The organism is Gammaproteobacteria bacterium, assembly GCA_016195665.1.
Classification (GTDB): Bacteria; Pseudomonadota; Gammaproteobacteria; order SURF-13; family SURF-13; genus JACPZD01.
The window spans coordinates 59,496-85,788 of sequence record JACPZD010000024.1; the positions used below are offsets into that span (position 1 = coordinate 59,496).

At 60.0% G+C, this 26,293-nt stretch carries 30 protein-coding genes and 1 other RNA gene; 16 read left to right on the top strand and 15 right to left on the bottom strand.

Annotation, left to right across the window (positions count from 1 at the left end; genetic code table 11):
• Window positions 1–43 precede the first annotated feature (43 nt).
• The 13 genes from HY028_06520 to HY028_06580 form a co-directional block, all read right to left on the bottom strand.
• Entirely contained in the window at window positions 44–712 is a 669-nt protein-coding gene (locus HY028_06520) for a YIP1 family protein (GenBank protein ID MBI3344490.1), read from the bottom strand.
• A gap of 230 nt (window positions 713–942) precedes the next feature.
• Window positions 943–1,719: a type II secretion system protein N gene (locus tag HY028_06525; GenBank protein MBI3344491.1), complete on the bottom strand. Its 777-nt coding sequence runs from the start codon at window positions 1,717–1,719 to the stop codon at window positions 943–945.
• Complete coding sequence (locus HY028_06530) at window positions 1,716–2,216, bottom strand: type II secretion system protein M (GenBank protein MBI3344492.1); 501 nt, start codon at window positions 2,214–2,216, stop codon at window positions 1,716–1,718. The genes HY028_06525 and HY028_06530 overlap by 4 nt, the downstream gene beginning before the upstream one ends.
• Window positions 2,217–2,220: 4 nt before the next feature.
• A complete protein-coding gene (gene gspL / locus HY028_06535) occupies window positions 2,221–3,474 on the bottom strand; it encodes a type II secretion system protein GspL (GenBank protein MBI3344493.1) in 1,254 nt (417 codons plus the stop codon).
• On the bottom strand, window positions 3,474–4,454 hold the full coding sequence (gene gspK, locus HY028_06540; protein MBI3344494.1) for a type II secretion system minor pseudopilin GspK: 981 nt from the start codon (window positions 4,452–4,454) through the stop codon (window positions 3,474–3,476). Before gspK ends, gspL begins: the two co-directional genes overlap by 1 nt.
• A 2-nt stretch (window positions 4,455–4,456) precedes the next feature.
• Entirely contained in the window at window positions 4,457–5,092 is a 636-nt protein-coding gene (gene gspJ / locus HY028_06545; GenBank protein ID MBI3344495.1) for a type II secretion system minor pseudopilin GspJ, read from the bottom strand.
• A gap of 6 nt (window positions 5,093–5,098) precedes the next feature.
• Window positions 5,099–5,467: a type II secretion system minor pseudopilin GspI gene (gene gspI / locus HY028_06550; protein ID MBI3344496.1), complete on the bottom strand. Its 369-nt coding sequence runs from the start codon at window positions 5,465–5,467 to the stop codon at window positions 5,099–5,101.
• Window positions 5,451–6,095 carry a type II secretion system minor pseudopilin GspH gene (gene gspH, locus HY028_06555; protein MBI3344497.1) on the bottom strand — a complete coding sequence of 215 codons (645 nt, stop codon included), beginning with the start codon at window positions 6,093–6,095 and terminating at the stop codon, window positions 5,451–5,453. Before gspH ends, gspI begins: the two co-directional genes overlap by 17 nt.
• A gap of 21 nt (window positions 6,096–6,116) precedes the next feature.
• On the bottom strand, window positions 6,117–6,695 hold the full coding sequence (gspG, locus tag HY028_06560) for a type II secretion system major pseudopilin GspG (protein ID MBI3344498.1): 579 nt from the start codon (window positions 6,693–6,695) through the stop codon (window positions 6,117–6,119).
• Between the two features lie 2 nt (window positions 6,696–6,697).
• Window positions 6,698–7,918 carry a type II secretion system inner membrane protein GspF gene (gene gspF / locus HY028_06565; GenBank protein ID MBI3344499.1) on the bottom strand — a complete coding sequence of 407 codons (1,221 nt, stop codon included), beginning with the start codon at window positions 7,916–7,918 and terminating at the stop codon, window positions 6,698–6,700.
• An 83-nt stretch (window positions 7,919–8,001) separates the two neighbouring features.
• Window positions 8,002–9,561: a type II secretion system ATPase GspE gene (gene gspE / locus HY028_06570; protein ID MBI3344500.1), complete on the bottom strand. Its 1,560-nt coding sequence runs from the start codon at window positions 9,559–9,561 to the stop codon at window positions 8,002–8,004.
• A complete protein-coding gene (gene gspD, locus HY028_06575) occupies window positions 9,558–11,660 on the bottom strand; it encodes a type II secretion system secretin GspD (GenBank protein MBI3344501.1) in 2,103 nt (700 codons plus the stop codon). The genes gspE and gspD overlap by 4 nt, the downstream gene beginning before the upstream one ends.
• Before the next feature lie 13 nt (window positions 11,661–11,673).
• Window positions 11,674–12,624: a hypothetical protein gene (locus HY028_06580; protein ID MBI3344502.1), complete on the bottom strand. Its 951-nt coding sequence runs from the start codon at window positions 12,622–12,624 to the stop codon at window positions 11,674–11,676.
• Between the two features lie 432 nt (window positions 12,625–13,056).
• Here HY028_06580 and HY028_06585 point away from each other — a divergent pair, with 432 nt between their 5' ends.
• Entirely contained in the window at window positions 13,057–13,812 is a 756-nt protein-coding gene (locus tag HY028_06585) for a DUF1624 domain-containing protein (GenBank protein MBI3344503.1), read from the top strand.
• Between the two features lie 56 nt (window positions 13,813–13,868).
• Window positions 13,869–13,942: non-coding RNA, sX9 sRNA (locus HY028_06590), on the top strand.
• On the opposite strand, the gene HY028_06595 is transcribed toward HY028_06590, so the two are convergent.
• On the bottom strand, window positions 13,929–14,342 hold the full coding sequence (locus tag HY028_06595) for a hypothetical protein (GenBank protein MBI3344504.1): 414 nt from the start codon (window positions 14,340–14,342) through the stop codon (window positions 13,929–13,931). The two genes, HY028_06590 and HY028_06595, sit on opposite strands and share 14 nt — an antisense overlap.
• Before the next feature lie 371 nt (window positions 14,343–14,713).
• On the bottom strand, window positions 14,714–15,073 hold the full coding sequence (locus HY028_06600; protein ID MBI3344505.1) for a group 1 truncated hemoglobin: 360 nt from the start codon (window positions 15,071–15,073) through the stop codon (window positions 14,714–14,716).
• Between the two features lie 155 nt (window positions 15,074–15,228).
• Here HY028_06600 and HY028_06605 point away from each other — a divergent pair, with 155 nt between their 5' ends.
• The 14 genes from HY028_06605 (at window position 15,229) to tolB (ending at window position 26,276) form a co-directional block, all read left to right on the top strand.
• Window positions 15,229–15,936 carry a helix-turn-helix transcriptional regulator gene (locus tag HY028_06605; protein MBI3344506.1) on the top strand — a complete coding sequence of 236 codons (708 nt, stop codon included), beginning with the start codon at window positions 15,229–15,231 and terminating at the stop codon, window positions 15,934–15,936.
• Window positions 15,937–16,162: 226 nt separating this feature from the next.
• The gene (locus HY028_06610; GenBank protein ID MBI3344507.1) at window positions 16,163–16,711 is read left to right on the top strand and encodes a sigma-70 family RNA polymerase sigma factor; all 549 of its coding nucleotides are present in this window, start codon (window positions 16,163–16,165) and stop codon (window positions 16,709–16,711) included.
• Window positions 16,708–17,397, top strand: coding sequence for an anti-sigma factor (locus tag HY028_06615; protein MBI3344508.1), 690 nt, complete (start codon window positions 16,708–16,710; stop codon window positions 17,395–17,397). The genes HY028_06610 and HY028_06615 overlap by 4 nt, the downstream gene beginning before the upstream one ends.
• 92 nt (window positions 17,398–17,489) lie before the next feature.
• Window positions 17,490–17,933 carry a group 1 truncated hemoglobin gene (locus HY028_06620; GenBank protein MBI3344509.1) on the top strand — a complete coding sequence of 148 codons (444 nt, stop codon included), beginning with the start codon at window positions 17,490–17,492 and terminating at the stop codon, window positions 17,931–17,933.
• Window positions 17,934–18,081: 148 nt separating this feature from the next.
• Entirely contained in the window at window positions 18,082–18,663 is a 582-nt protein-coding gene (locus tag HY028_06625) for an alpha/beta hydrolase (GenBank protein ID MBI3344510.1), read from the top strand.
• Window positions 18,664–18,840: 177 nt separating this feature from the next.
• Window positions 18,841–19,587 (top strand): YebC/PmpR family DNA-binding transcriptional regulator, encoded by a 747-nt coding sequence (locus tag HY028_06630; GenBank protein MBI3344511.1) that lies wholly within the window; start codon window positions 18,841–18,843, stop codon window positions 19,585–19,587.
• On the top strand, window positions 19,584–20,111 hold the full coding sequence (gene ruvC, locus HY028_06635; GenBank protein MBI3344512.1) for a crossover junction endodeoxyribonuclease RuvC: 528 nt from the start codon (window positions 19,584–19,586) through the stop codon (window positions 20,109–20,111). Before HY028_06630 ends, ruvC begins: the two co-directional genes overlap by 4 nt.
• Before the next feature lie 244 nt (window positions 20,112–20,355).
• Complete coding sequence (ruvA, locus tag HY028_06640; GenBank protein ID MBI3344513.1) at window positions 20,356–20,964, top strand: Holliday junction branch migration protein RuvA; 609 nt, start codon at window positions 20,356–20,358, stop codon at window positions 20,962–20,964.
• A gap of 260 nt (window positions 20,965–21,224) precedes the next feature.
• Window positions 21,225–22,157, top strand: a complete 933-nt coding sequence (gene ruvB / locus HY028_06645; protein ID MBI3344514.1) for a Holliday junction branch migration DNA helicase RuvB — start codon at window positions 21,225–21,227, stop codon at window positions 22,155–22,157.
• Between the two features lie 137 nt (window positions 22,158–22,294).
• On the top strand, window positions 22,295–22,705 hold the full coding sequence (ybgC, locus tag HY028_06650) for a tol-pal system-associated acyl-CoA thioesterase (protein MBI3344515.1): 411 nt from the start codon (window positions 22,295–22,297) through the stop codon (window positions 22,703–22,705).
• Entirely contained in the window at window positions 22,695–23,366 is a 672-nt protein-coding gene (gene tolQ / locus HY028_06655; GenBank protein MBI3344516.1) for a protein TolQ, read from the top strand. The genes ybgC and tolQ overlap by 11 nt, the downstream gene beginning before the upstream one ends.
• Before the next feature lie 3 nt (window positions 23,367–23,369).
• Window positions 23,370–23,819, top strand: a complete 450-nt coding sequence (tolR, locus tag HY028_06660; protein ID MBI3344517.1) for a protein TolR — start codon at window positions 23,370–23,372, stop codon at window positions 23,817–23,819.
• Window positions 23,820–23,823: 4 nt separating this feature from the next.
• Window positions 23,824–24,801, top strand: a complete 978-nt coding sequence (tolA, locus tag HY028_06665; GenBank protein MBI3344518.1) for a cell envelope integrity protein TolA — start codon at window positions 23,824–23,826, stop codon at window positions 24,799–24,801.
• Between the two features lie 71 nt (window positions 24,802–24,872).
• The gene (tolB, locus tag HY028_06670) at window positions 24,873–26,276 is read left to right on the top strand and encodes a Tol-Pal system beta propeller repeat protein TolB (protein MBI3344519.1); all 1,404 of its coding nucleotides are present in this window, start codon (window positions 24,873–24,875) and stop codon (window positions 26,274–26,276) included.
• Window positions 26,277–26,293 lie beyond the last annotated feature (17 nt).

Consider the following 26,293-nt stretch of genomic DNA (forward strand, 5'->3'; position numbering starts at 1 on the left):
CGAAATAGCTCTCAAAGATTTTATTAGCAAGAACCATGCCTTTTCATTGCCGTTCCGGCTGCGGCGGATGTTTTTTCATCTCCTCCTCGATTTGTTTTTGCATCTGCTCCATCTGTGGGGTGAATTCGCTCATGTTGCGCTGCATCGCCTCGCCGCTCTGAGCCATTTGGCGCGCCGCCTGATAGGCGCTGATCTGGAATAACGCCAACAGCGCGGTGAGAATGCCGAACACGATCCAGGCGGCCTTGGCGGCGATACCGTGGACCTCTACACTGGCGATGACCAGCAGATAGAGCATCCATACGAGCCCCACCAGATGAAGGTAGGGCACAAAGCCGAGTAGCGTAGTGATGGGTGTGATGGCGGAAACATAGGCCAGGCAGCGGTAGGCCGTTTCATAGTTTTGAGTCGAGCCTATCAGCTTCCAGATCACATACAGAATCCCGGCGCCGATGAAGCTGAAGATGGCCGCAAAAATGGGAACAATAATGATGCTTGCAAAGGCCATCCCTGCGGCAAACATGGGATGGACGCCGATAAAGAATCCCAAGGACTGCAGCAAACCATTCACTACCGCGATGGCGATTACAAAGATCAGTGGATCAAGCAGGCCTCCGGTCTTGGACATGCTGCGAAAAAAAGCGACCGGCGTGGTGATGACTTTGATGACCTGGTCAGGGATAACGGCCAGGTTGATTTGACTGGTTTCCATAGTGCCCCCGTGGTGAGTGGTTTAGGAGGCCACTCTGACACGGGAGTTAGGTTATGTCTAGCTTAGGACGCCCTAACAGGATGTTGAAAAAAGGCCATCCATGGCCTTTTTTCAACTCACAAAGCAAAAAACGCGGTTTTTGCTTTGCTCCATTTTTCAAGCACATAAACCGTGCTTGAAAAATGGCGGCGCATCCATGCGCCGCACGCAGACTGTTTTTCAACAGCCTGCTAAGGCTTGGGCTTTGCAGCCGCCGCCGGCTCACCTGCATAGACACCCGACCAGGCCACGCTGACGGCGCCGTTGGGGCCGGGCGTACCCAAGAATTTCAGACCCTCGGCGAGTTCGGGATTACGTGTAGCCAGCGTGCCGGTGAATTGATAACCGCCGTCCGGTTTCAGTAGCAGCACGCCTTGCGCTTGCAGCGGACCGCCGGTGTCGTGCAACACGCCTTTCACGCCGCTCGCGTCGCTGCTCAGGTTCATTTCGAGGTCACCGAGCGCGACCGGCTGCGGGGCTGAAAAACCCGCCCCATGCCAGACCATGCGGCCACGCCCGCTGGTGATGATCCCTTTCTTTATGCTGATGTCCTGAAGATCCACTCCCAATACCCCTTGAGGTTTGAACGGGCCGAGATTGGGCAAGCCGGGCAGATCCGCTATCGGCAGATGGCCCTCTATTCCGCGCACCCATACCGCGCCGGTGAGTTTGCGGGCAATCGTCCCGAAGCTCTTGCTGGTCTCGCCGTCCGAATGCCAGCTCAGCTCCAAACGCCCCAACAGCAGTTTGCGCGCCTGCAGTTCCCACTGCAGCGAGCCGAGGCGGTGCTGTCCATAGTCGGCCTGGGCCGCGCGCCCCGACCAGACGCTGCCCTCCAGGCCGTACAAATGCAAGTTTCCCAGTCCGCCCTTGAACAGGCTGTAGGCGTGGGATGCGGGAAGAGTACCCACCAGAAAGACGAGGTAGGCGACGAGGACGGCGCCGAGGTACCGCGCCAGGGTGTTCATGTCCCCTCTTCTTCCAGGCCAACCCGGGCGTTGACCTGCCCCGGTGTCTCCTGGCGCTCCACCACGAGGGTGGCGATGTGCACGCCGTAGTCACGCTGCAGCGCCTCCAGCCACAACACGAGGTCATCGAAATTGGCCTGTTCGAACCACACCCGCACGCCGGTCTGGCCCTCCGGCTCCACGCGCTTCATGGCCGGCCCGAGCCGGCTGTTTTTGGCGGACTGATCCACCAGGGCGAGCAGCGACTGGCCGGGAGAGATTTTGCCCACATTGGGCCTGCCCGCACGCAACTGCGCTACCTCGCGCGCCGCCTGCTGCATCCACTGCGCCGTGGCTTGCTGTTCCTTGACCGTCTCGCGCAGGGTCTGCTGGCGCGTCGTCAATGGACTCCACACCAAGGCATAGAATAACAATAACACCAGCGCGGCGGCGCCAGCTGCCAGCATGCGCTGTTCGCGCGTCTGTAATTGCAGATACCAGATCTTGAGTTTTTCCATAACGCTAGCTTTTCTTGGCCCGTAATTGCAGGCGGCTCTCCACCTTGTTGTCGCGGGAGCTGGCCGATTGAATCTCCGCTTCCATCTTCGATTGCGCCGCGAGCCGCTGCTTGAGTTGATCCAGCACCTGAAGATCCTGAACCCTGAGGTCGAGATTCAACTGGCCTTCCTTGAATGTGATGTTGCGCAGCTCCAGATTGGGGGTGTCCTTGAGCGGACCGCCGGCCTGCGTCAATAATTCCAGAAAGCCCTCACCCGCTCCTTTGTTGCCGCGCAGCGCGTCCAGACGCCGCTGCATCTGCACCTTGGGGTTGACCACCTTGCTGGCATCGGGAAAGGCCTGGAGATACGTCTGTTCGATCTGTTTTTGCAGTTTCGGCGACTGACGGCTCAGGCTGACGACCTCGCTCACGGTCATCCCTACATACACGACCAACCATAACGCCAGCAGCGCGGCGGCGGGTTTCCACGGACGCCACAGCTTTTCGAGTTGCTCGCGCCGGCTATAGTCGCCTTGCAAGAGATTGATGGCGAGATCTTCGTGGCAGTTGCGAGCCAGCACCGCCAAGGCGTCTTCGGGGGAGGCCTCACGGCTCACCGCCATGCCCAAGGTCTGAGGCCATGTCTCGGCAGGCAGCGCAGGCGCGCCCGGGGTGTCCAGGATACGCAGCCGCGCGGGGCCGGCATCGCCGGCCTCAGCGATGGCCAGGCTGAGCAGGGTTTCGAGGTTGTCGTGATCGGCCGCAAAACCCGCTTGCGCGCCGCTGCGGCAGAGTGCGCCTCCTGCTTCGCGCAGCACCGTCCACGTCCCTTCCTCGTAAGGCAGCGCGAGGACGGCGGGAACCAGCAGATCAGGCTGGAAACCGGCGCCGCGCAAGTAGCCCAGCCAGGCATCCATCTTGCCCCGCGCCACCACTGCAACGGAAATGGCCTGATCGGCCTGCCGGCCCAGCGCAAAATGTAAGTCCTCGACCTCGCTGCCGAGCTGATCTTCCAGGGCATAGGGGATGGCCTGCGCGAGGCGCTGGCGGCCCACATTGGGAACGGCGGCGCCCGCCAGCAACACGTCGCTGGCGGGCGTCAAGACAATGACCTGCCGGCCGGGAGCAAGCGCCAGCGCTTCCTGGATGCGCCCATGCGCGACGGCCCCTTGCGGCTCGCCGGCGTCATCCATCGCCAGCCAGCTCAAGGCGAACGCTGACTCGCCGGCCGCGGCGCCGCTTGTGTCATCAATACGAATAAATAACCGGTTACGCATCAATAGTCGCCTATGCCCCGCATCAAAACCTGGACTTTCCCTGTGGGGTCCCGATACAGCAAGGTGTGTAACTGTACCTGTCCGCGCCCGGCCTCGCCAGTGGCCGTGACCAAAAAATGATTGCTGGAGATGTCGGCGCGCGCGGTGACTTTGTCCGCACCCACGATATCGGTGAACTGGGTAATGGTCTCAAATCCCTTGCCTTCGCGCACATCGAGCAGCCGCGCCGCACCTGCCGTATCCAAATTGGCGACCAGCGCCGCCAGCACGGGGGCAGGGGCGGTATTGACGTTGATGGGGGTAGGCAGAGGCACCGGCGAGCCCGTGCCGATGAGCGCGCGCAGCGGCAACGCCGTGACGTAGGGTTCCAGGGTCTTTACGATCTCGGGAGTAAAACCCTTGACCAGTGCGAGTTCGCTGGGGCTGACCATAGGGGCGTTGGCGGTGCGATAGGGCGGCTTGCGGTCGAGGTAGTCCAAATCTTCCGCCCCGTTGGGTAGTTGATCCACGTTCACGTCTATCCAGTCTATCGCGGCTTGGGCGAGATCCGGATCGAGATGCAGGTTGGCGAGCAGGCGCTGAAAGACCAGCAGATCAGCCTGACTGACGGCGTTATTCACCCACAGATTGTTGAGGTTGAAACGGCCCTGCAGGTCTTCGATCTTGCCGGCCACCTTGCCGCCCGCGACCTCGATGGGCGGCAGCGCCGTGGCCCAGTCCTCATTCAGCGTGTCGCTCACCTTGTTCTTGGTCTGGCCGTCACGGAAATCTTGCGCTAACACGCCCTGCGCCCAGCTCTCCACCCCCAGCGTGAACAGATAGGCCTGATCGCCGTCCAGGATATTTCCGGCGCGGCGGATATCCACCTGCTGACGCGCCGCCATGCCCACGGCGATGATGGTGACCAGCGCGACGACCAACAGTGCCGTGATGAGCGCGACACCGCGGGAGTGTTGTGGCGTGAAGATCCTTGTCCGCATCTTCAACCTTCTCCCACTACGCGGAACAACCTGTTAATTCGCCCCCAGCCCTTGATCTCTACGCTCACTTGTATGGCGCGCGGCAAGGTGACCTTTTCATTATTCGCCGCCGCATCGGGCTTGGGCCACAGCGCTTGCTCGGCTAGACTTTTGTCCAGAAATTGCACTTCAACCGCAGTGACGTTATCCAGCAGCACGGACTCTTGCGGCTCGGCCGACGGCCCCTGATCGAGCACACTCCAACTGAGCCGCACTAACCGGCCCTCCTTGAGCTGATAGGCGATGCGCTGCAAGTGGCTGCGCGCCTGGCCCGCCGGGTTGCGCCAGCCGGTGCGGGTAAATTCCAGCAAGGTCTCGCCGCCCGATTCGCCGCGCAGCGCCGGCTGGCGGTCGCCCAGACCGTCGCGCACGCTGCGCGCCACGATCTGTTCGATGTCACGCTCCATGCGAGTAAAACCCAACTGCAACTCCGCCAGCTCCGCCGCCTGCTTGTCGGAAGCCGCGCGGGTGTTGAGCACGCTCTGCAAGCCTCCATAGGCCATCGCCGCCACCACGCCGAAGATGGCCAAGGCCACCAACAGTTCGAGCAACGTGAAGCCGCTTGTCCTGCGGCGAAAATGATATCTAAAGTGGCTCATGGGCCCTTATTGCGGCTTGAGGAGATAACCCACCAGAGAAGTCACCGGCTCGCCGCCCTCGGTGGCGCTGACCGCGACATCCATGCGGCGCACGTCGGGGTCGGGGGTGTTTTGCACCGTAATCTTCCAGTACCACTCGTGCGGCCCCATCGGTGCGCTGCCGGTTTCGGAACCCGCCTCGGGCCATTTGCGGGCAATCTGCAACTCGGCGGCCTTGTTCATGGCGACCCAGTGCGCCAGGGTGCGATCGCGTAGATAACTCTGGTTGGAGACGTGCGCGCCGACACCCTTCATCATCGCCGCCAGGGCGATGGCGAGCACCGCCAGGGCCACCATCACCTCCAACAAGGTGAAGCCTTTAACCGTTCTTATCATGCTGGGCCTTCATCACCTTGAGCGCGCCGTTGGCCGTGCCGACGATCTGGTAATCCTCTACGCCTTCGGTGTGCAAGGTGGCGGTGAACGGTGTAGCCTCACCGCTCGATAACAGATAAATGCGAGGTGTCTTTTCTTCGTCCCCTTTTCGTGCCAGATCCTCTTCCAGTTTTTTATCTACATCGTCCGCGCTCTTCCCGGAGGTTTGGGTGAAATGGATCTCCTCTCCTTCCAGCTTCATTTCCAGACGCATACCGCCGGGCAGACGGCGCGGCCTCAACGCATCTTGATCAGAACCCACTGCCTGCCAGCCCTTGGCCTCCAGCACCAGGAATTGATAGCCGCTGCCTTCCTCGGTCAATTCCAATGCCAGTTCCTTGGCCTGTAGCACCGATTCCTGTCCGGCGAGACTCAGGCGCGCAGCCAGGCTTTGCGCCTCCTGCTCAGCACGCTGTTCCTGATCGCGGTTGGTTATCGAAAGCGCGGCAAAGGTGAGGGTGATGCCGATGATGAAGATCACCACAATCAATTCGAGGAGGGTAAAGCCTTTTGCTGGTGAGGCGTGAGGAGTGAGGAGTGAGGTGTTACGCCTCACGCCTAACTCCTCACGCCTCACAGTTTTTCCCACGCCTCACTCCTCACTTTTTTCTCACTCCAAATTCCAGTTTCCGATGTCGGCGTTCGGCCCATCGCCGCCGAGCTGGCCGTCGGCGCCCAGGGTAAAGATGTCTACCGCGCCGTGCGTACCGGGACTGAGATATTGATAAGGCCGCTGCCACGGATCTTTCGGCATACGGTCAATATAGCCGCCCTGTTTCCAGTTGCGCGGCTCGGGCGGCGTAGCCGGTTTGTTCACCAGCGCCTCGATGCCCTGTTCGGTGGTGGGATAGACGTAGTTATCCAATTTATAGAGATTGAGCGCGCCTTCCAAGGTCCGTATATCCTGTTTCGCCTTGGTGATGCGCGCGACATCGGGCCGGTCCAACACCCTGGGCACCACTATCGCGGCCAGGATGCCGAGAATCACCACCACGACCATGACTTCGATCAGGGTAAAACCGCTATGACATTGTTTAAAGCGTATCCATAAATAGCTCCCCTGTGTCCCTTGTGCTGAAAAAGCTTCACCACGGAGGGCGCGGAGGAGAAACAAACCCTTCTTGAGGGTATTCCTCTGCGTCCTCTGCGGTAAATTATTTATGGATAAGCTCTTAGCATATATCTTCATGTTCATTTCACCATTTGGTTCAAATCGAATATGGGCAACAGGATAGCGATGACGATCAGCAACACGATACCGCCCATTGCGAGAATCAGCGCCGGCTCGAACAGGCCCACCAGCGCGGCCATCAGGGTTTCCATCTCGCGCTCCTGACTCTGCGCCGCCCGTTCCAGCATCGCATCCAGCGTGCCGCTGGCCTCGCCGCTGGCGATCAGATGGATGGTCATCGGCGGAAAGTAACGGCTGCGCTCCAGCGCCGTGTGCAGGCTGGCGCCCTCGCGCACCCTGGCGGAGGCCTCCTCCACGGCCTTACGCATCGGCAGATTGGACATCACCTGCGCGGAGATGCGCAAACCCTCAAGGACCGGCACGCTGCTCGCGGTGAGAATGCTGAAGGTGCGCGCGAAACGCGCCGCATTAAGCCCGCGCACCAGCCGCGAAACCAGCGGCGCCGACAACAGCAGTTTGTGAACACGAAAGCGCGGCCCTTCATAGCGCATCAGCATCCTGAAACCCGCCACGGCGGCAATGATCAGCGCCAGGATCGCCAGGCCGTAATCGCGGATAAACCCGCTCAATGCAATCAGCCCGCGCGTCAGCACCGGCAGTTGCTGGCCGATATTCTGAAACACCTGCACCACCTGCGGCACCACGTAGGCAAGCAGGGCCGTCACCACCAGGATGGCGACGCCGGTGAGCAGCACCGGGTAGATCAGCGCGAGCATCATCTTCTGGCGCATCTGCTGGCGCGCCTCGGTGTAGTCGGCCAGCCGTTCCAGCACCACGTCCAGATAACCCGACTGCTCGCCCGCGGCGACCGTGGAGCGAAACAGGTCATCGAACACGGACGGGAAATCGGCGAGCGCGGCGGCGAGCGAATGACCCTCCAGCACGCGCGAGCGCACCGCCATCAGCATGTTGCTCAGCCGCGCCTTTTCGGTCTGTTGCGAAACGGCGCGCAGGCTCTCTTCGATCGGCAACCCGGAACGCACCAGCGTCGCCAGTTGCCGGGTGATGAGCGCCAGGTCGGTGGCGCTGACGCCGCGCTGGAAGCTGAATTGCACACCACCGCGATCACGCGCCTCTTTCTGACGCACCTCCTCGACGTTGAGCGGCGTCCAGCCCTTTTCACGCAACTGCTGGCGCACCTGGCGCGGGGTGTCGCCCTCCAGCACGCCCTTGCGGTTGCGTCCGGTGGTGTCTAATGCGGCAAATTCAAAGGCAGCCATGTTAAAGGCAGGGACAAGGTAAAAGATACAAGATACAAGTAATGCCCTTTTTTCTCTTGTAACTTGTAACTTGTATCTTGTATCTAATCTTCACGTGTTACCCGCAGCACTTCTTCCAAAGTGGTATCGCCAGTCAGCACGCGGCGCATGCCGTCATCGCGGATGCTGGCTGAGTGGGTGCGGGCATAGCGCTCCAGGCCATGCTCGCCGGTGCCGTCGTGGATCATCTCGCGCATTTTGTCGTCCACCGTGATCATCTCGTAGATGCCGGTGCGGCCGCGATAACCGAGCTGATTGCAGCGCGCGCAACCCATGGCCTTGTATAGCGTAGGCGGTGTGGCGGGCGCTACGCCGAGCGCCCCGCACTCCACCGCGTTGGCCTGATAGGGTTTTTTGCAGTGCGTGCACAACAGGCGCACCAGGCGTTGCGCGAGCACACCGACCAGGCTCGACGAGAGCAGGAAGGGCTCCACGCCCATGTCGCGCAGGCGTGTCACCGCGCCCACCGCGCTGTTGGTGTGCAGGGTGGACAGCACCAGGTGACCGGTGAGACTCGCCTGCACCGCGATCTGCGCGGTTTCGAGATCGCGAATCTCGCCCACCATCACCACGTCGGGGTCCTGGCGCAGGATCGCGCGCAGGCCGCGCGCGAAGGTCATCTCCACCTTGGTATTGACCTGGGTTTGACCGACGCCGTCCAGAAAATATTCGATGGGGTCCTCCACCGTCATCAGATTGCGCTTGCTGTCATTGATGCGGGTGAGCGCGGCGTAGAGCGTGGTGGTCTTGCCCGAACCGGTCGGCCCGGTCACCAGTACGATGCCGTGCGGCAAGTGGATGAGCTTATCGAGGGTAGCCTGCACCGCGTCCGGCATGCCCAGGTGTTGTAAATCCAAACGGCCCACCTGCTTGTCGAGCAAACGCAACACCACGCGCTCGCCGTGCCCGGAGGGCAGGGTGGAGACGCGCACGTCCACCGGCCGGCCGGCGATGCGCAGGCTGATGCGTCCGTCTTGCGGCAGGCGCTTTTCGGCGATGTCGAGCTTCGCCATCACCTTGATGCGCGACACCAGCAGCGGTGCGAGCGCGCGTTTCGGCTCCAGCACCTCGCGCAACACACCGTCCACGCGGAAGCGCACCACCAGGCGTTCTTCAAAGGGTTCGATGTGAATGTCCGAGGCATTTTCCTTGATGGCCTCGGTGAGCAGCGCGTTGATGAGCCGGATGATGGGCGCATCGTCTTCGCTCTCCAGCAAATCTTCCGGCTCGGCGAGCTGCTGGGCGACGCGGAACAGGTCCATGTCTTCGCCGATCTCGCCCATCATCGCCATGGCTTCGCTGCTGTCGTTCTCGTAACCGCGCTGCAACAAAGTCTCGAAGGCCTCGGCCGTCACTTTTTGCAAGGTGATAGGCTGACCCAGCAGGCGGCGCAACTCGGCAAGCGTGAACGCCGTCACGCCGGGACGGCAGACGATGACGATGCGGCCGTTGTCCACACCCGTCGCCAGCACGCCGTGCCGCTTGGCGTACACGAACGGCAGGCGCGGCGTCCGCAGCGCGGGTTCCGGCGGCGCCAGCGGCGCGGCCGTCTCGCCCTGCACGGGCGGCGCTACGGGTGGCGTGATGGGAGTCAGTAGTCTCATTGTAAGGGCGCGGTGTCCTCGCCGGGTGTATCAGGGCTGGGTCTCGGAGTCAACGAACGATCCTCGATCGGCGGCAATTCGGAGGGCTTTTCATCCGGCATGAGCGAGACGCCGTCCGCGGTGCTCTCCAGTTGCTTGGCGCGGATATAATTATACTTCTCACCTGTCAAGCGGTCACCGGTGGCGGCGTCACGGATGATGGAGGGGTGCAGAAACACCATCAGGTTGGTCTTGCGCAAGGTGCTGCTGGTGGTACGGAACAGCGCGCCGACCAGCGGCAGATCGCCCAGGCCGGGGATCTTCTGCACGCTCTCCAGTTGATCGTCGCGGATCAAGCCGCCCAACACCAGAATCTTGCCGTCGTCCACGATCACACTGGTCTTGATAGAGCGCTTGTTGGTAACCAAATCACTCGCCCCGGTTACCGAGGCCGCGAGGCTGGAGACCTCCTGGGTGAGTTCCAGCTTGATCGCATCGCCTTCGTTGATCTGCGGTTTCACCTTGAGCGTGAGACCGACATCCTTGCGCTCAATGGTCTGAAAGGGGTTGGCGGTGGAGGGGCCGGTGCCGACTGGGGGGGTGAACCGGCCGGTGATGAAGGGCACATTTTGCGCGACCACGATCTCGGCCTGCTCGTTGTCCATGGTCACCAGGGTCGGGGTGGACAACACGTTGGTATCGGCATCGGAGGCCAGCGCCTGCAGCAGCAAGGCGAAATTGGTGGCGCCAGTCACTTTGGCCGTCCCCAGGGTCACGCCTGTACCGATCGAGGGAACCTGCTTACCGACTATACTGGTGATGATGCCGACCAGGCTGTTGCCGGAACCGGGCAGGTTGCTGATACCCACCGGGCCGGAGCCGTCGCCCGTGCCGTCGTAGGCCCATTGGATACCCAGATTGGCGGACTTGTCCGTGGAGATCTCGGCGATCACCGCCTCAACCAGCACCTGGGCGCGGCGCACATCGAGTTGCCTTATCACCGATTCCAGGGCGCGGAATATCCCCGCCGGCGCTGTAATGACCAGGGCGTTGGCGCTCTCATCGGCCTGAATGCTGATTGTCACATTGGCGCCGCTACTGCCGCCACCGATGACGGGCTCAGGGATGAGGGGGGTAGGCAGAGGCGGCTGGCCCGGAGCAGGTGCGTTCTGCGGGGGGCCGAAGTCCACCGTCGCCGGGACGCCCGGCGCGGGAGACACTGCATCCGCTGCCCTTGGGCCGGTGCTTACCACGGGTTTACTCTTGGCCACACCGGTCAACACCGGCACCAGATCAGAGGCCTTGGCATAGCGCAGATAGACCACGTGGATATTGCCGCCGCCGTCCTCGGTCGGCGTGTCGAGGTGCGAAATCGTGGCGCGCAGGCGCAGCCGGTCTTTGCCCTCGCCGTTAATCAGAATGCTGTTGGTACGCTCGTCGGAGAGGATGATGGTCTGTTTGGCGGTGGGATCGTTGCGTTTGCTCTGCTGTTCCAGGGTAGTCAGGATGCGCGCCATCTCGACCGCCGAGGCGTGATGCAACGGGATGACCTCCAGCTCATCGCTGCTGGGCAGATCAATGCGGCGAATGATTTTGACCAGCCGTTCGATGTTGGCGGCGCGATCGGATATGACCAGCATATTGGCCTGCGGAAACGCCGCCATGTGCGCCTGCGGGCTCGCCAGCGGCCGGATGATCGGCACCAGTTGGGCGGACGACACATTATTGAGCTCGACCACCCGGGTCACGAGTTCATCGCCTTCGCCGGGCTCGGCGTCGGTGGTGGTGGGGATGGCGCCGAACTTGGCGTTGGCGTCGGGCACTATTTTAATGGCCTTGCCGCTCGGCACGGCGGCGAAACCGTGCACCTCCAGCACCGATTCGAACAGAGCGTAGATGTCCTCTTTCTCCATCGGCTTGGAAGAAATGATGCTGATCTTGCCGTTGACGCGCGGGTCCACGATAAAGTTTTTGCCGGTGATCTCGGATACCGTACCAATCACTGCGCGGATGTCGGCATCCTTAAAATTCAAAGTCACCGGCTCAGCCAGCGCCCAGCGGCTGACGCCTAGCAATACTCCGAGCAATACCGCAACCAGAGCTAATTTTTTATTGCACATGAGTGGGTCCAGTTCATTGGTTAAGGTTAAAGGACATCGTCCTGGGCTGGCCGTTACGGAGAATGCTGATGTTCACCTGACTGGCTGAGCCCAGTTTGCCTACCGCCTCCAGCCCCTTGGCCGGATTATCCAGCACGACCCCATTAACCGTCGTGATTATATCCCCAGGCTCCAGGCCAAAGCGCGGCAAAAAGGTAGGGTCGTTGCCGGCGTTGATACGATAGCCCAGTTGCCGGCTTCCCTCAGTCACCGGCTCGGCCTTTGCCACGCCCGCCAGCACCCGAGGATTGGTCTGCAGGGCATCCCGATAGCTGCGCAATATCGAAAGGGTCTCCGCATTCTGTTCCGGGCTGGGCGCTTTAGTCCCGGCGGCAGACGCTGCGGGGACAGGGACGGGCGGCTGCTGCGGCTCGGGAACAGGCGCGGGCGGAGGCGGCGGCACAGCATCGACCGGCACCGCCACAGGGATGTTCGCATCCGTACCCTCCCTGGGCAGGCGCAACACTTCATCCTGATTATTGCGCACCAGGATGATCCGGTCCGTGTAGACTTCCTTTAGCTTCGCCCCGCCGGGCAACTCGGCATTGATGGCATAGTAATCTTCCTTACCGCCCTGATCCGCGATGATCGCCCGCGCGCTGGCCGGATTGTCGGCGGCAATCACACCGCGCAGCAGCAGATTGAGTGGCGTTACCGGAATCTCCGCGGGCGCGGCCGGCGCCTTGGGGGGCTCAAACTTGCCGAACAGGTGCAGGGCGCTGATCTCCGGTAAGATTTGAGCGGGCGCGGCCGCCGTGCCGGGACCCCCCAGCGGGATGGCGGGAACCTGATAGGCGTAACGCGGCCCCGACCACAGCGCCCAGGTCAACTGCGCGAGACTGTGCCCCACCCCCAGCGCCAGCAGCAGACCCGCGATGACCGGCAAATAGTCGAGGTAGGGTCCCTGCCACTGCGACGGTATCAAGCCGCTTTTCCAGTTCAGTTTCAATCTAACGCGTGCCTAAAGGTCTGATTAAGATAATAATTGTTGTGGTAAGACGATGAATTATAACATAGTGCCGCGCTGGATCCGGCGTATACAGAACAACGTGCTAGGGTGAGAAGACTGGCCTATGGGAAAAACTATAGCAGAACTGCGCCTAAAGATAGCCTAGTTATCAGTCCGATTCCACCCCTATACATGAACCTGCGGCCGAAGGCCGCACCGACTCTCCTTCTCCCCTGGCGGGAGAAGGTGGCCCGAAGGGCCGGATGAGGGAGAAACCGCCCGGTTCATGGGCTCAATTCGGGCGCAAAATCGGCGACGGCGGTCTCTCTGAGATGCAGCGGGCTTGCATTGCTTAACGATGACGCACAGAGTTCTCTCCCGTACAGCCTGCATAACCTGAGCATAAGCATGGGGCAACACCCGACCGCCAAAGTTCCAATCCGCCCACGTTATCCCTGGGTGGATGCCGTGCGTGGAACCGCCATCGCACTCATGATTGCTTACCACTTCTGCTTCGATCTCGTTTACTTCGGCGTGCTGTCTATTGATTTTAACCACACCCTGTTCTGGCTGGGCCTGCGCAGCCTGATCGTGAGCCTGTTCCTGGGAGTGATGGGGATGAGTCTCATGCTCGCGTCGCGGCACGGCCTGCGCTGGCGTCCCTACCTGCGCCGGCTGGCGCTGCTGCTGGCCTCCGCCGGGCTGGTGAGCCTCGGCAGCTATCTGTTATTCCCGGCCAGCATGATTTTTTTCGGCGTGCTGCACTTCATCGTGGTGGCCAGCGTACTCGCTCTGCCTTTCGTGCATTTTTACTGGATCAATCTCGTTGCCGGCGCAAGCCTGATTATCTTCGGCCTCATTTATCAGAACGAACTTTTCAACCAACCCTGGTTGCAGTGGTTTGGACTGATGACCTACAAACCCGTCACCGAGGATTACGTCCCGCTGCTGCCTTGGTTCGGGGTGGTGCTGATCGGCATATTTGCAGGCAAGGCGATTTATCATCGAGCACCGTTGCCAAGGTTCGCAGCCTGGCAACCGGTTGGAACGCATGGCAAAATTTTAGCTTGGGCAGGGCGGCACAGTCTGGCGATTTATCTCATCCATCAGCCGGTGCTATTGAGCGTTATGTATCCATTGCTACTAATCAGAAACTATACATAGCGCCATAAATCTACTGCGCGTCTTTGATGCGGGTGCGTGCGGTGCTCGGAATCCTCATGTACTTCTATGTACACTCCGGTTCCTGCGCTCCGCCGCCCCCGCCTGAAACCCGCTCGCTACGATTTCTGTCGCCCAGATTTGACGCCCTCCGCGGACTCGTCCGCCTTGCTCATCAACAGATCAAAATTACGATACGCGTATTTTGGATCGGCACCGACGTTTTCAATGCCCTCGGACGTTAGATCCGCGCCATAGTTAAATGCTCGAAAATACAATTGGGAATGATCCTTGGCGGATACCAGGCGCGCGCTCACCCTCACCCACGGCTTATAGTCGAATGAGTTTGCGGTAGAGAGGTAACCGACGGCGACATACCACACGTCCAGTATTGCGTCGGCATCGGTTCGGATGGCTGAATAGTCAGCCTGATTTTCATTTTTTATCGCCGGCCGCTGGTCGGAAAGATAAACGATCTCGTAATTCTGCTTCTTTAACTCACGCTGTAGCGCTTGGGCAATTTCGGCGCCCATTAGTTAGACTGAGTATTCACGTTTCTCTCCTATGGAAACTCTGAAAATTCCATCCGTCGAATTTTCACGCGAATAGCACAGACAGTGAAGATGCACATCGTCTGACTCCTCGAACAATTCTTCTCACCGTCGTGCTACTAAGCTAGACTTAACCCCTTATCCCGCTTTTTACAATCGGCAACGCATCCATCAGTCTCTGGGTTTCAAGAGTCCTGCGAGCTACGAGGCGATGGCGGCTTAACTACGTGTCCGTGAAACCGGGGGTAGCTCAATCTTATCTATTCCGAAACGACGGTCCTGCCAAATATGGCGGTGCACGACCTGACGCCGCTGTTCTGCCGTCGCAGAGACACTACAAGACCCTGGCTTATTCAAACTAGCACAATTTGAGACCGCATACTGTAGAGTACAAATAAGACTTCTTCTTGCTCTCGTTGACCGATATTGTTCTTCTTCAAAGCAGCTAAAGCATCATCCAAGACCGACATAAACTCCGCGGCAGAAATATTCATTCCTTTATGAGCCGCTAACATATCCTTTCCCTTGTAAACGTCGGGGCCACCTGTTCCTGAGATAAAAAATGTAGCGGCTGCGTTCTTGATTTTAGGGATGTCGCTGTTAGAAAATCTTGTGGCAATCAATTTATTTGCCAGATGATTGTCAACTACGTCATTCGCTATGTTGGTAATCCCTTCGATACCGCCCAGTCTTTCAAAAAGTGATTCGCTCATGATAGTTCTCCTAAGTTAAAAAACATTTACTTATAAAAACCTTCTTGGTGATTGAAGCATTTATAAACTACCATTAAGCATAGAGATACAGAAGTACAATATCTGTAGTGTTCAAATCGACACCAAGTTACTGAATTAACTGAGGAGTGTACAAAATGAATTCTTATGGCCAGTTCTGTCCTTTGGCGCAAGCAACCCAATTGTTATGCGAGCGCTGGACATTGATCGTTGTGCGTGAATTAATTGCGGGAAGTACGCGTTTCAATGAGATAAAAAGGGGCGTGCCCAAGATGTCACCGTCATTACTGTCTGCGCGACTTAAACAGTTGATAGAGGCGGGCGTGATAGAACAATGCGGGAGCAAGGGGAAATACACATACCGCCTGACTCCCGCCGGGTTAGAGTTGCGCCCGATTGTAGAACTGTTTGGCGCATGGGGTCACCGTTGGGCTCGCTCCAATTTGAACAAAATAGATTTGGATGCTGGTTTATTGATGTGGGATATGCGTCGAACCGTCGATCCGGCAATTTTTCCAAACTATCGCATCGTTGTGCAGTTTGAATATCCAGACGCACCAAAAGGGGGTCGCGTTTGGTGGTTGGTATCTGAAAATGGTGAAATAGACTTATGCTTGAGTGATCCTGGTTACGATGTTGATATTGTTATAAAATGCTCCCTGAAAACGATGGCTGAGATTTGGACCTGCCAGCTGCGCTTTAATGATGCAGTGAGAAAAAATGACATTCATGTAATGGGTGACTCAAAGCTTACTAGCAAGCTTCAAGATTGGCTGCGTTCAAGTTCACTGTCTAAGCTCGGCTCTCTCGATGAATTACCTGAATTAAAATGGGGAATTGGCTGAGTTTCCCGATAAGTTCTCGGCATAAGATGATCGAATAACGCTAACGGGGTCATAACGTAGCGTAACGGGATCAGGCTTGTATAATTGCATTATTAGGAAAGGTGTGCATCCCCTTATTTCTTCATCCGCTTTATCTCTGACTGTCCATAACATCCAAAATCCCTGCTGTTGCGTATAGGTGATGCAGGCCAACGTGCCTGCATTATATAAACACTGTGCGTGGCCCATGTTGTCGTCCCGTCATCTTGTCCAATTGCTCAACGACTGCGCGCGCGGCGACAGCCAGGCCTTGGCGCGCCTGTATCGGGCCACGGCCCCGCAACTATTCGCCATCGCGCTGCGTATAGTACGCAGACGGGATAGTGCGGAGGATGTCTTGCAGGAGAGTTTCGTCAATATTTGGAATCATGCGCGGGAGTACCGGGAGGATAAGGGCGCGCCGCTCGCCTGGATGACGACCATCGTGCGGCATCGCTGCATAGATAGCCTGCGGCGGCTCCAGCATGAGAATCTTGCGGACGATAATATAGATGAGGAGCAGTGGCCCGACCCCGATCCCACGCCCCTGGAGCAACTGGTGCGTCACCGCGAGGGCGTGCTGTTGCGCCAGTGTCTGGAGGGCTTGCAAGCTAAACAGCGTGACAGCATTGTGCTGGCCTATTATCACGGACTTACCCACGAGCAATTGGCGCGTCACATGAACTGCCCGCTCGGCACCATCAAGAGTTGGGTGCGGCGTGGCCTCGAAGCACTCAAAGGGTGTCTCGAACGATGAACTACGGCGATCCACGCTTGCGCGAATTGCTGGCCGGCGAGTATGTGCTGGGGACCCTGCACGGCGCCGCGCGGCGGCGCTTTGAGCGCCTGCTGCGCGAGGATGCGCGGCTGCGCATGATAGTGGTGGATTGGCAGAGCTATTTGCAACCGCTGGCCGAGGCGATTCCGCCCGTTGCGCCGCCGGAGCGGGTTTGGCAACGCATACAACAACGCATCACCCCACGCAAGGTGCGCCCTGGCCTCTGGCGACGCCTGGAGTTTTGGCGGCCGGCGGGTCTCATGGCCGGGGCCTTGGCGGCGGCCTTGCTGATTTACATCGGCTTGTTGCCGCCCACCCCGGTCGCGCCGGGTTATATCGCCGTACTGAGCGACACGGCGGCGCGCCCGGTTTGGGTGGTGAGCGTGGCGCAGGCGACCGGCGAACTGACCATCAAGGCCGTGCAGCCCGAGCCGGTTGCGCCGGACAAGGCCTTGGAATTGTGGGCGCTGCCCAAGGGTCAGCCGCCGCGCTCGCTGGGTCTGCTGCCCGCGAGCGGCGTCAAGACCGTCGCGTTGAGCGGGCCATTGCATCAGATCCTGGCGAGCGCCACGGCTCTCGCGGTCAGTCTGGAGCCGCGCGGCGGTTCGCCCACCGGCCAGCCGACCGGGCCAGTGCTGTATCAAGGGCCGTGGCTGGCGTTATAAGGCTGCATCCAAAATCTGTACTCTCCCGTAATAGCGACGGTGTCACAGTAATTATCAACATGTCCATTAACTTACTATCAGGAGAGAAAAACATGAACACTTCAATGAAGCTCATCGCCTCGGCACTGGTTGTGCTGGGCATGATTCTGGCCGGCTGTGCGGAGACCATGCAAAAACCCAGCGCGAGTCTCTATGATCGTCTGGGCGGCAAGGGCGCCATCACTGCGGTGGTGGATGACTTTATCGGTAACGTCGCGGCAGACAAACGCATCAACGGTCGTTTCGCCAACGCCAACATCCCCCATCTGAAGGAAAAGCTGGTTGAGCAGATCTGCGCCGGTAGCGGCGGCCCCTGCACCTACACCGGCCTGGATATGAAGACCGCCCATGCCGGGATGAAAATCACCGATGCCGAGTTCGGCGCACTGGTGGAAGACCTGGTGAAGACCCTCGACAAGTTCAAGGTGCCCGCGCAGGAGAAAAACGAACTGTTGGGCATACTCGGCCCCATGAAGAAGGATATCGTGGGCGTTTAGCACAAGACCGTAGTAGTATTCAGACCGCCCTGTTGCAGTGACTGCAACAGGGCGGTTTTTTTAGAGGCATCGAAACATCGAGACAGACCCGCTACTTAATTCCATTGCCGGCAGGCATGAGACCGTGGTGCTGGTGCACGGGCTTTGGATGAAGGGACTCGCCATGACCTTGTTGGCGCAGCGGCTGCGCGGCTGCGGCTTTACCGTTGTGCATTTTTCCTACCTGTCGCTCGCCCGCTCCGTGAGCGAAAACGCCGCGCGGCTCGGCATGCTGCTCGCCTCGCTGAGCGCACCCGCGATCCATCTCGTTGGCCATAGCCTGGGCGGTCTGGTCATTCTCCGTTTGCTGAAAGATAAGCCGGATCTGCCGCCGGGCCGGGTGGTGTTGTTCGGTACGCCGTATGCGGGGAGTCATGCCGCGCGCGGCTTGGCCGGCCACGCGGCCACCCGCTGGCTGTTGGGTAAGAGTTATGAAGGCGGATTGCGTGGCAATGGTCCGGTGTGGCCGGGCGGGCGTGAGCTGGGGGTGATTGCGGGCTCGCGGCCATTGGGATTGGGCTGGCTGGCGCCCGGCCTTGGCAAGCCCAACGACGGCACGGTGGCGGTGGCGGAGACCCGCGTGCCCGGCGCTAACGCCGAGCTGACCTTGCCGGTGTCGCATACCGGCATGCTGTTCTCGGCCGAGGTGGCCGAGGCGGTGTGCCGGTTTTTACATACCGGGCGCCTCTAAAAATAGTGGATTTTGTCTTTAGGCAAGGCGAAATTCTGCGAGGAAGCGCAGTGTACACGCCAGTACATGAGCATTCCGAGCAGAATTTCAACGCGGCACAAAGACAAAAGACGCATTTTTAGAGGGCGCCCGACCGGCAGTTCTCGTGCGCCCCCTGCTAATGCTACACTGTGCAGCATGGCAGGTCACAGTAAATGGGCTAATATCCAGCACCGCAAGGGCGCGCAGGACGCCAAGCGCGGCAAAATCTTCACCAAGCTGATCCGTGAGATCACCACCGCCGCACGCCTCGGCGGGCCCGATGCTAAAAGCAATCCCCGGTTGCGCACGGCGATAGACAAGGCGCTGGTCAACAACATGACGCGCGACACCGTCGAGCGCGCGGTGAAGCGCGGCGCGGGCGCGCAGGAAGGCGATAACTACGAAGAGGTGCGCTACGAAGGTTACGGGCCGGGCGGCGCGGCGGTGATGGTGGACTGCATGACGGACAACCGGGTGCGCACCGTGGCCGACGTGCGCCACGCCTTCACAAAGTGCGGCGGCAACCTGGGCACCGACGGCTCGGTGAGCTATCTGTTCACCAAGCTCGGCATCCTTAGCTACGCGCCCGGCAGCGATGAAGATAAAATCATGGAGGCGGCGCTGGAGGCCGGCGCGCAGGATGTGATCACCAATGACGACGGCTCGGTAGACGTGTACGCTGCGCCTGACGATTTTGCGCAGGTAAAACAGGCCATGTTCGATGCGGGGTTTAACCCTGCGCAGGCCGAGGTCACCATGCACGCCTCCACCAGCGCAAAACTGGATACCGGCGACGCGCTGAAAATGCTCAAGCTGCAAGAGATGTTGGAAGATCTCGACGACGTGCAAAACGTCTATTCCAACGCGGACATTCCCGACGAGGTATTGGCCAAGGCGGGATGATGCGCATCCTCGGCATAGACCCCGGCTCGCTCATCACCGGTTTCGGCATCATTGATGTCAACGGCAACACGGCCTCTTATGTCGCCAGCGGCTGCGTGCGTTTACCGGGAGACGCGCTGCCCGAGCGTTTGAGAATTTTGTTCGAGGGCGTCCGCGAACTGGTGACCACCTACGAACCCACTCAGCTCGCCATCGAGCAGATCTTCATGCACCGCAACGCCGATTCCGCCCTCAAGCTCGGCCAGGCGCGCGGCGCGGCGATCTGCGCCGCCGCGACCCTCAACCTGCCGGTGCACGAATACACTCCCGCGCAGATCAAGCAGGCGATGGTCGGCAAGGGCAACGCCGCGAAGGAACAGGTGCAACACATGGTGAAGGTGTTATTGAAGTTGCCGGCCGTCCCGCAGGCCGATGCCGCCGACGCCCTCGCGGTGGCGTTGTGCCACTGTCACACCCAACAGGTGCTGAGTCACATCGGCGGCGCGCAGAGCTGGCAGAGGCGCAGACTGAAGGGCGCCATCTAAAAATGACGGATTTTGCTTCAAGACAAGGCGCAGCGCAGTCGAGCAGCGGTCGCTCCTGCGCGTCCTGCGCGTCCTGCGCCCGCGACATTGGTACGTCCCTGTACGGCACAGCATACACGCCAGTATGTGAGCAGCGCAGACAAGCTGCAACGGTCGCTCCTGCGCGTCCTGCGCCCGCGACATTCGTACTTCCTTGTACAGCACAGTATTGGAGCAAAAGACGCATTTTTAGAGGCGCCCTGAAATGATAGGCCGCTTGCACGGAACCCTGCTTGCCAAGCGCGTGCCGGTGCTGTTGCTCGATGTGCAGGGTGTAGGCTACGAACTCGAGGCGCCGATGACGACCTTTTATGAGTTGCCGGCGGTGGGCGCGGCGGTGACCCTGCATACCCACCTCGTGGTGCGCGACGACGCGCACCTGCTCTACGGCTTTGCGACGGAGGCGGAGCGCAGCCTGTTCCGCAGTCTGCTCAAGGTGAGCGGCGTCGGCGCCAAGCTCGCACTCACCATTTTGTCCGGGATCTCCGTTGATGGTTTCGTGCGCTGCGTGCAGAATAACGACAGCGCGAGCCTCACCCGCCTGCCCGGCATCGGCAAAAAAACCGCCGAGCGCCTGGTGCTGGAGATGCGCGATCGTCTGGCCGACTGGCATGCGCCGCCGGTCATTACCCTGGAGGGTAAGACCACCGTTGCCGGCGGTACGTCTGCGCCGGTCGCCGACGCCATCAGCGCACTGGTGGCGCTGGGTTATAAACCTCAAGAGGCGAGCCGCATGGTGCATGCGCTGGAGGTTGCGGATCTTGGCAGCGAACAAATTATCCGCCGGGTCTTGCAGTCGGTGGTGAAGACCTAGCCTGGCGCATGCTCAGACCGATATAAAACCTTCACTGCGGAGGACGCGGAGGAGAAATAAAACCTAATTCTCCGCGTCCTCTGCGGTGTATATTTACTCAGGAGTCAGAAAATAAGGCTACAACGTTATAATGTGACTCCTGAGTAAAAACCCTGTTTACTCTACCCCCACCCTGTCCCGCCCCCTCAATAGGGGGCGGAGACGTAGCATGAAGTGTAGTCTTAATTACTGACATCGGCCAGGCGCCGGTGCGCGAGCAGATGGAGATCTTCATCCACGCCGCCAAGCAGCGCGGCGAGGCCCTCGATCATGTGCTGATCTTCGGCCCGCCCGGACTCGGCAAGACCACGCTGGCGCACATCATCGCCAACGAACTGGGTGTCAAGCTGCGCCAGACCTCCGGGCCGGTGCTGGAGCGCGCCGGCGATCTCGCGGCGCTGCTCACCAATCTCGAACCTAACGACGTGCTGTTTGTGGACGAGATCCATCGTTTGAGCCCGGTGGTCGAGGAGGTGCTGTACCCCGCGCTGGAAGATTATCAACTCGACATCATGATCGGCGAAGGTCCGGCCGCGCGCTCCATCAAGCTGGACCTGCCGCCCTTCACCCTGGTCGGCGCGACCACCCGCGCGGGGCTGCTCACCTCGCCGCTGCGCGATCGTTTCGGCATCGTGCAGCGGCTGGAGTTTTACACGGTCGCGGATCTGCAACAGATTGTGCGGCGTGCCGCCCGTATCATGGATGTAGAAATTGACGAACAAGGCACGACGCAAATCGCCGGCCGCGCGCGCGGCACCCCGCGCATCGCCAACCGGTTGTTACGCAGGGTGCGCGATTACGCCCAGGTACGCGCACAGGGGCGCATCACCGCCGAGGTCGCCGACCGCGCCCTGGATATGCTGGATGTGGACAGCATCGGCTTTGACATGATGGACCGCAGGCTGTTGCTGGCGCTGATTCAGAAATTCGACGGCGGCCCGGTCGGCATCGAAAGCCTGGCCGCCGCCATCGGCGAGGAGCGCGGCACCATCGAGGACGTGCTGGAACCGTTTCTGATTCAACAGGGCTTCATGATGCGCACCTCGCGCGGCCGGGTGGCGACCCGCGCGAGTTATCTGCACTTCGGCCTCAGCCCGCCACAGACATCCCCCGCCGCAGGGACGCCGGACCTGTTTGGCGGCGAGCAGTCCTAATCCCCGCAATAGGGAATTTCTACTCGGATTGTCTGTCTATTGCACTATAATATGCTGACTCCAGGTTAAGGATTTGCCTACTCCCTTCAACAGGCCGCTGTTCGTACCCACTCCAAATTTAACGGCGCATCGCGATGATGAAGGAATTCTTATGGCAGGTTCGGGTATATTATGAAGACACGGACAGCGGCGGTGTGGTCTATCACTCCAATTACCTCAAGTTCATGGAGCGGGCGCGCACCGAGTGGCTACGCAGCCTGGGTTTCGAGCAGGACGTACTCGCCCGTGACGAGGGCGTAATCTTTGCGGTACGCTCCATCAACATGGAATTCCTCAAGCCGGGACGCTTTAATCAACTCTTGGATATCCGTTCAAAAATCGTGCGGCGCGGCAAGGCCAGTATGACCTTGGAACAAACCATCAGCCATAGCGCCGATCACAGTGTCTTGTGCAGCGGCCGCGTCAAGCTGGCCTGTCTGGATGCCGCCACGCTACGGCCGCAGCCTGTGCCACCATCCATATCGAGGGAGATCAATCGTGACGACTGACTTATCCATCGTCCACTTGTTGCTCAATGCGAGCCTGATTGTGAAGGCCGTCATGCTGCTGTTGCTGGCCACGTCGCTGATATCGTGGATGTTCATCTTCCGCAAGCGCGCGGACATCAAGCAGGCGCGGCTCGCGGCCGAGGAATTCGAAGAGCGTTTTTGGTCGGGCAAAGATCTGAATGCGCTCTATACTCAGGTTACGCGCGCGCCGCGGCTTGCGGGGACGGAGGCGATCTTCGAGGCCGGGTTCAAGGAATTTGCGCGGCTGCATAAACAGACCGGCATCGAGCCGATGGCGGTGGTGGAAGGTGCGCAGCGCAGTATGCGGGTGGCCCTGGCGCGCGAGATTGATACCCTGGAAATCCACCTGCCGTTTCTCGCCACGGTCGGTTCGACCAGCCCCTACATCGGCCTGTTCGGCACCGTGTGGGGCATCATGAATTCCTTCCGCGGTTTAAGCAACGTGCAGCAGGCGACCCTCGCCCTGGTCGCGCCCGGCATCGCCGAGGCCTTGATCGCGACCGCGATGGGGTTGTTCGCGGCCATCCCGGCGGTGATCGCCTACAACAGTTTTGCCAACGATGTTGAACGGCTCATCAATCGCTACGATACTTTTTTGGAAGAATTTTCCAGCATTCTGCAGCGGCAGGCGCACGGCTAATACATGAACGGGAAACGACAACGCACTCGCAGGCTGCCGATGGCGGAGATGAATGTAGTGCCCTACATTGACGTGATGCTGGTGCTGCTGGTGATCTTTATGATTACCGCGCCGCTGCTCGCCCAGGGCGTGAAGGTCAATCTGCCGCAGACCGCCTCCGAGCCGCTGCCGCCGGAGAAGAAAGAACCGGTGGTGGTCACGGTGGATGCCAACGGCGCGTATTATCTCAACATCGGCGAGCGTCACGACCAGGCCATCGAGGCCGATGCGCTGGTACAGACCGTTGCCGCGGTGTTGCGCAGACAACCCGACACGCCCATCCTGGTGCGCGGGGACGAGGGCGTAAATTACGGCAAGGTGGTCGAGGCCCTGTCACTGTTGCAAGGCGCGGGCGCCCCCAACGTGGGGCTGGTGACGGAATCACCGGCACAGTCCGCGCCGAAACAACGATGACTGCATGCTAAAGCTGCTCCGCAACAATCTGCGCGCGTTGAGTTTGGCGATACTGGTGCATGTCGCCCTGATCGTCATGCTGGTCATCAGTCTGGACTGGAAGCTGACGCCGCAGCCGGCCGGAGAACAGAAAGTGATACAGGCCACCGTGGTGGACGAGGCCAAGGTGCAGGCCGAGATGGAGAAGCTCACGCAACAGGATGTTCAGAAAAAACAGCAGGAACAGGAGCGCCAGAAACGGTTGGAGGAACAGGCGGAACAGGCTAAAAAGGCCCGCGAGGACGAGCACGCGCGTTTGGAGGAATTAAAACGGCAACAGCAGACCGAGGCCACGCGGCTGGAGCAACTCAAACAGGAACAGCAGGCCGCCGAGCAGCAGCGTCAGGAGCAGGCGCGCCTGCACGCCGAGCAGCAAAAGGCCGAGGCCGAGCGGCTGGAAAAAATCAAACAGGAACAACTTACCGCCGAGCAAAGGCGTAAGGAGGAAGAACAGCGCGCCGAAGCACTGAAGAAAAAACTCGCGGAAGAGGAAAAGCAGCGCAAGGAGACGGAACAGCAGCGCTTGGCGGAGGCGGAGACCAAACGTAAAATTGACGAGCAGAAACGTCAAAAGGCCGAGCAGGAGGCGCAACGGCGCCGCGAGGCCGAAGAGCAATTGAAACAGCAGCTTGCGGCGGAGCAGGCCGCCGGCGCCGAACAGAATCAGCAGTTGATCGCGCAATATGTGGCGCGCATTCAGCGCGAGGTCACCCAGAACTGGTTGCGGCCGCCCACGGCGCGGCTGGGCATGTCGTGCACGGTGATGGTGAATCTCGCCCCCAGCGGTGAGGTGCTCAACGCCCGGGTGGTGACGAGCAGCGGCGACACGGCCTTCGACCGCTCGGTGGAGGCGGCGGTGTACAAGGCCTCGCCCTTGCCGCTGCCGCCGGACCCGGCGCTGTTCGACTATTTCCGGGAATTGAATTTCATCTTTAAACCTTGAGGGACCAAGCCATGAGGACATTATTGCGTTTAATTAATTCATACTCCGCAGCATGCTGCGGAAACAACGCAATGGGGTATCCAAAGGGGAGAGACGCAGTTCTCCCCTTTGGTCGCAAGCGCGGATTTACTCCGCGCGCAGCGAAATCAAACAGGAAAATACCCCACGGTTTTACCGTGGGGTATTTGATTTTGACCGGCCTGTTGGCCGGCCTGGCGGCGGGCGTCCAGGCGGCGCCGCTCAGCATTGAGATCACTCGCGGCGTAGAGGGTGCATTGCCCGTCGCCATCGTGCCCTTCGATGAGGGCGGGCGCGCCGCACCTGAAGACGTCGCGCAGATCATCGCCGACGATCTCGCGCGCAGCGGCCGGTTTTCGCCATTGCCGCGCCAGGACATGATCGCGCAGCCGCACCAGGCCGCGCAGATCAATTTCGCCGACTGGCGCGTGCTGGGCATGGAGGGCCTGGTGATCGGCCAGGTGCGCACCGCCGGCGCGGATCGCTACAGCGTTCAATTCCAGCTCTTTAATGTATTCAAGGGCGACCGCCTGGTGGGCTATAACATCAGCACCACCAGCCGGGAACTGCGCCGCACCGCGCATCAAATCAGCGACATTATCTATGAAAAACTGACCGGCCAGCCCGGCGCTTTCGATACCCGCATCGCCTACGTGACGACCTCGGGGCCCGCCAGTTTTTCCCTGCAAGTGGCCGACTCCGACGGCTACAACCCGCAGACTATCCTGACCTCGAAGCAGCCCATCCTGTCGCCGGCCTGGTCGCCCGACGGTACCCGGCTCGCCTATCTCTCGTTCGAGAATCGCCGCCCGCAGATCTTTATCCAGGAGCTCGCCTCCGGTTCACGTGAACGGATTGCCTCGTATCCGGGCCTGAACGGCGCACCGGCCTGGTCGCCGGATGGACGGCGGCTGGCGCTCACGCTTTCCAAGGACGGGAATCCCGAGATTTATGTGCTAAACTTGGCCAGCAAAGCCCTGCAACGCCTCACCGACAACAGTGCGATCGATACCGAACCGGCTTGGTCGCCGGATGGTAATACCATCCTGTTTACTTCCGACCGGGGCGGAAAACCGCAGCTTTATAAAATGTCCGCTGGCGGCGGCGAGGCGCAGCGCGTCACCTTCAATGGTGACTACAATGCCCGCGGGGTGTTTTCACCCGACGGCGCCATGCTGGCGATGGTGCACAGAGAAGGCGGTAATTACCGCATCGCGGTGCAGGACTTGAGCAGCGGCGAAGTGAAGGTGTTGAGCGAGCGTTCTCTCGATGAATCGCCGAGCTTCGCACCCAACGGCAGCATGGTGCTCTACGCGACCGGAGATCAAGGCGTGCTGGCGGCGGTCTCCGTGGACGGGCGGGTGCGGCAACGGCTGGCCCTGCAGGAAGGCAATGTGCGCGAGGCGGTGTGGTCGCCGTTCGGCCGTAAAACCGATTTTGAATCTCTTCAACCTTGAACAGCGTGTTGCTACAC

Coding starts and splice junctions, on each gene's coding strand:
- HY028_06520 (MBI3344490.1), bottom strand. CDS start 712: ATGGAAACCAGTCAAATCAACCTGGCCGTTATCCCTGACCAGGTCATC.
- HY028_06525 (MBI3344491.1), bottom strand. CDS start 1,719: ATGAACACCCTGGCGCGGTACCTCGGCGCCGTCCTCGTCGCCTACCTC.
- HY028_06530 (MBI3344492.1), bottom strand. CDS start 2,216: ATGGAAAAACTCAAGATCTGGTATCTGCAATTACAGACGCGCGAACAG.
- gspL (MBI3344493.1), bottom strand. CDS start 3,474: ATGCGTAACCGGTTATTTATTCGTATTGATGACACAAGCGGCGCCGCG.
- gspK (MBI3344494.1), bottom strand. CDS start 4,454: ATGCGGACAAGGATCTTCACGCCACAACACTCCCGCGGTGTCGCGCTC.
- gspJ (MBI3344495.1), bottom strand. CDS start 5,092: ATGAGCCACTTTAGATATCATTTTCGCCGCAGGACAAGCGGCTTCACG.
- gspI (MBI3344496.1), bottom strand. CDS start 5,467: ATGATAAGAACGGTTAAAGGCTTCACCTTGTTGGAGGTGATGGTGGCC.
- gspG (MBI3344498.1), bottom strand. CDS start 6,695: ATGAAGATATATGCTAAGAGCTTATCCATAAATAATTTACCGCAGAGG.
- gspF (MBI3344499.1), bottom strand. CDS start 7,918: ATGGCTGCCTTTGAATTTGCCGCATTAGACACCACCGGACGCAACCGC.
- gspE (MBI3344500.1), bottom strand. CDS start 9,561: ATGAGACTACTGACTCCCATCACGCCACCCGTAGCGCCGCCCGTGCAG.
- gspD (MBI3344501.1), bottom strand. CDS start 11,660: ATGTGCAATAAAAAATTAGCTCTGGTTGCGGTATTGCTCGGAGTATTG.
- HY028_06585 (MBI3344503.1), top strand. CDS start 13,057: ATGGGGCAACACCCGACCGCCAAAGTTCCAATCCGCCCACGTTATCCC.
- HY028_06595 (MBI3344504.1), bottom strand. CDS start 14,342: ATGGGCGCCGAAATTGCCCAAGCGCTACAGCGTGAGTTAAAGAAGCAG.
- HY028_06600 (MBI3344505.1), bottom strand. CDS start 15,073: ATGAGCGAATCACTTTTTGAAAGACTGGGCGGTATCGAAGGGATTACC.
- HY028_06605 (MBI3344506.1), top strand. CDS start 15,229: ATGAATTCTTATGGCCAGTTCTGTCCTTTGGCGCAAGCAACCCAATTG.
- HY028_06610 (MBI3344507.1), top strand. CDS start 16,163: ATGTTGTCGTCCCGTCATCTTGTCCAATTGCTCAACGACTGCGCGCGC.
- HY028_06615 (MBI3344508.1), top strand. CDS start 16,708: ATGAACTACGGCGATCCACGCTTGCGCGAATTGCTGGCCGGCGAGTAT.
- HY028_06620 (MBI3344509.1), top strand. CDS start 17,490: ATGAACACTTCAATGAAGCTCATCGCCTCGGCACTGGTTGTGCTGGGC.
- HY028_06625 (MBI3344510.1), top strand. CDS start 18,082: ATGAAGGGACTCGCCATGACCTTGTTGGCGCAGCGGCTGCGCGGCTGC.
- HY028_06630 (MBI3344511.1), top strand. CDS start 18,841: ATGGCAGGTCACAGTAAATGGGCTAATATCCAGCACCGCAAGGGCGCG.
- ruvC (MBI3344512.1), top strand. CDS start 19,584: ATGATGCGCATCCTCGGCATAGACCCCGGCTCGCTCATCACCGGTTTC.
- ruvA (MBI3344513.1), top strand. CDS start 20,356: ATGATAGGCCGCTTGCACGGAACCCTGCTTGCCAAGCGCGTGCCGGTG.
- ruvB (MBI3344514.1), top strand. CDS start 21,225: ATGGAGATCTTCATCCACGCCGCCAAGCAGCGCGGCGAGGCCCTCGAT.
- ybgC (MBI3344515.1), top strand. CDS start 22,295: ATGAAGGAATTCTTATGGCAGGTTCGGGTATATTATGAAGACACGGAC.
- tolR (MBI3344517.1), top strand. CDS start 23,370: ATGAACGGGAAACGACAACGCACTCGCAGGCTGCCGATGGCGGAGATG.
- tolA (MBI3344518.1), top strand. CDS start 23,824: ATGCTAAAGCTGCTCCGCAACAATCTGCGCGCGTTGAGTTTGGCGATA.
- tolB (MBI3344519.1), top strand. CDS start 24,873: ATGGGGTATCCAAAGGGGAGAGACGCAGTTCTCCCCTTTGGTCGCAAG.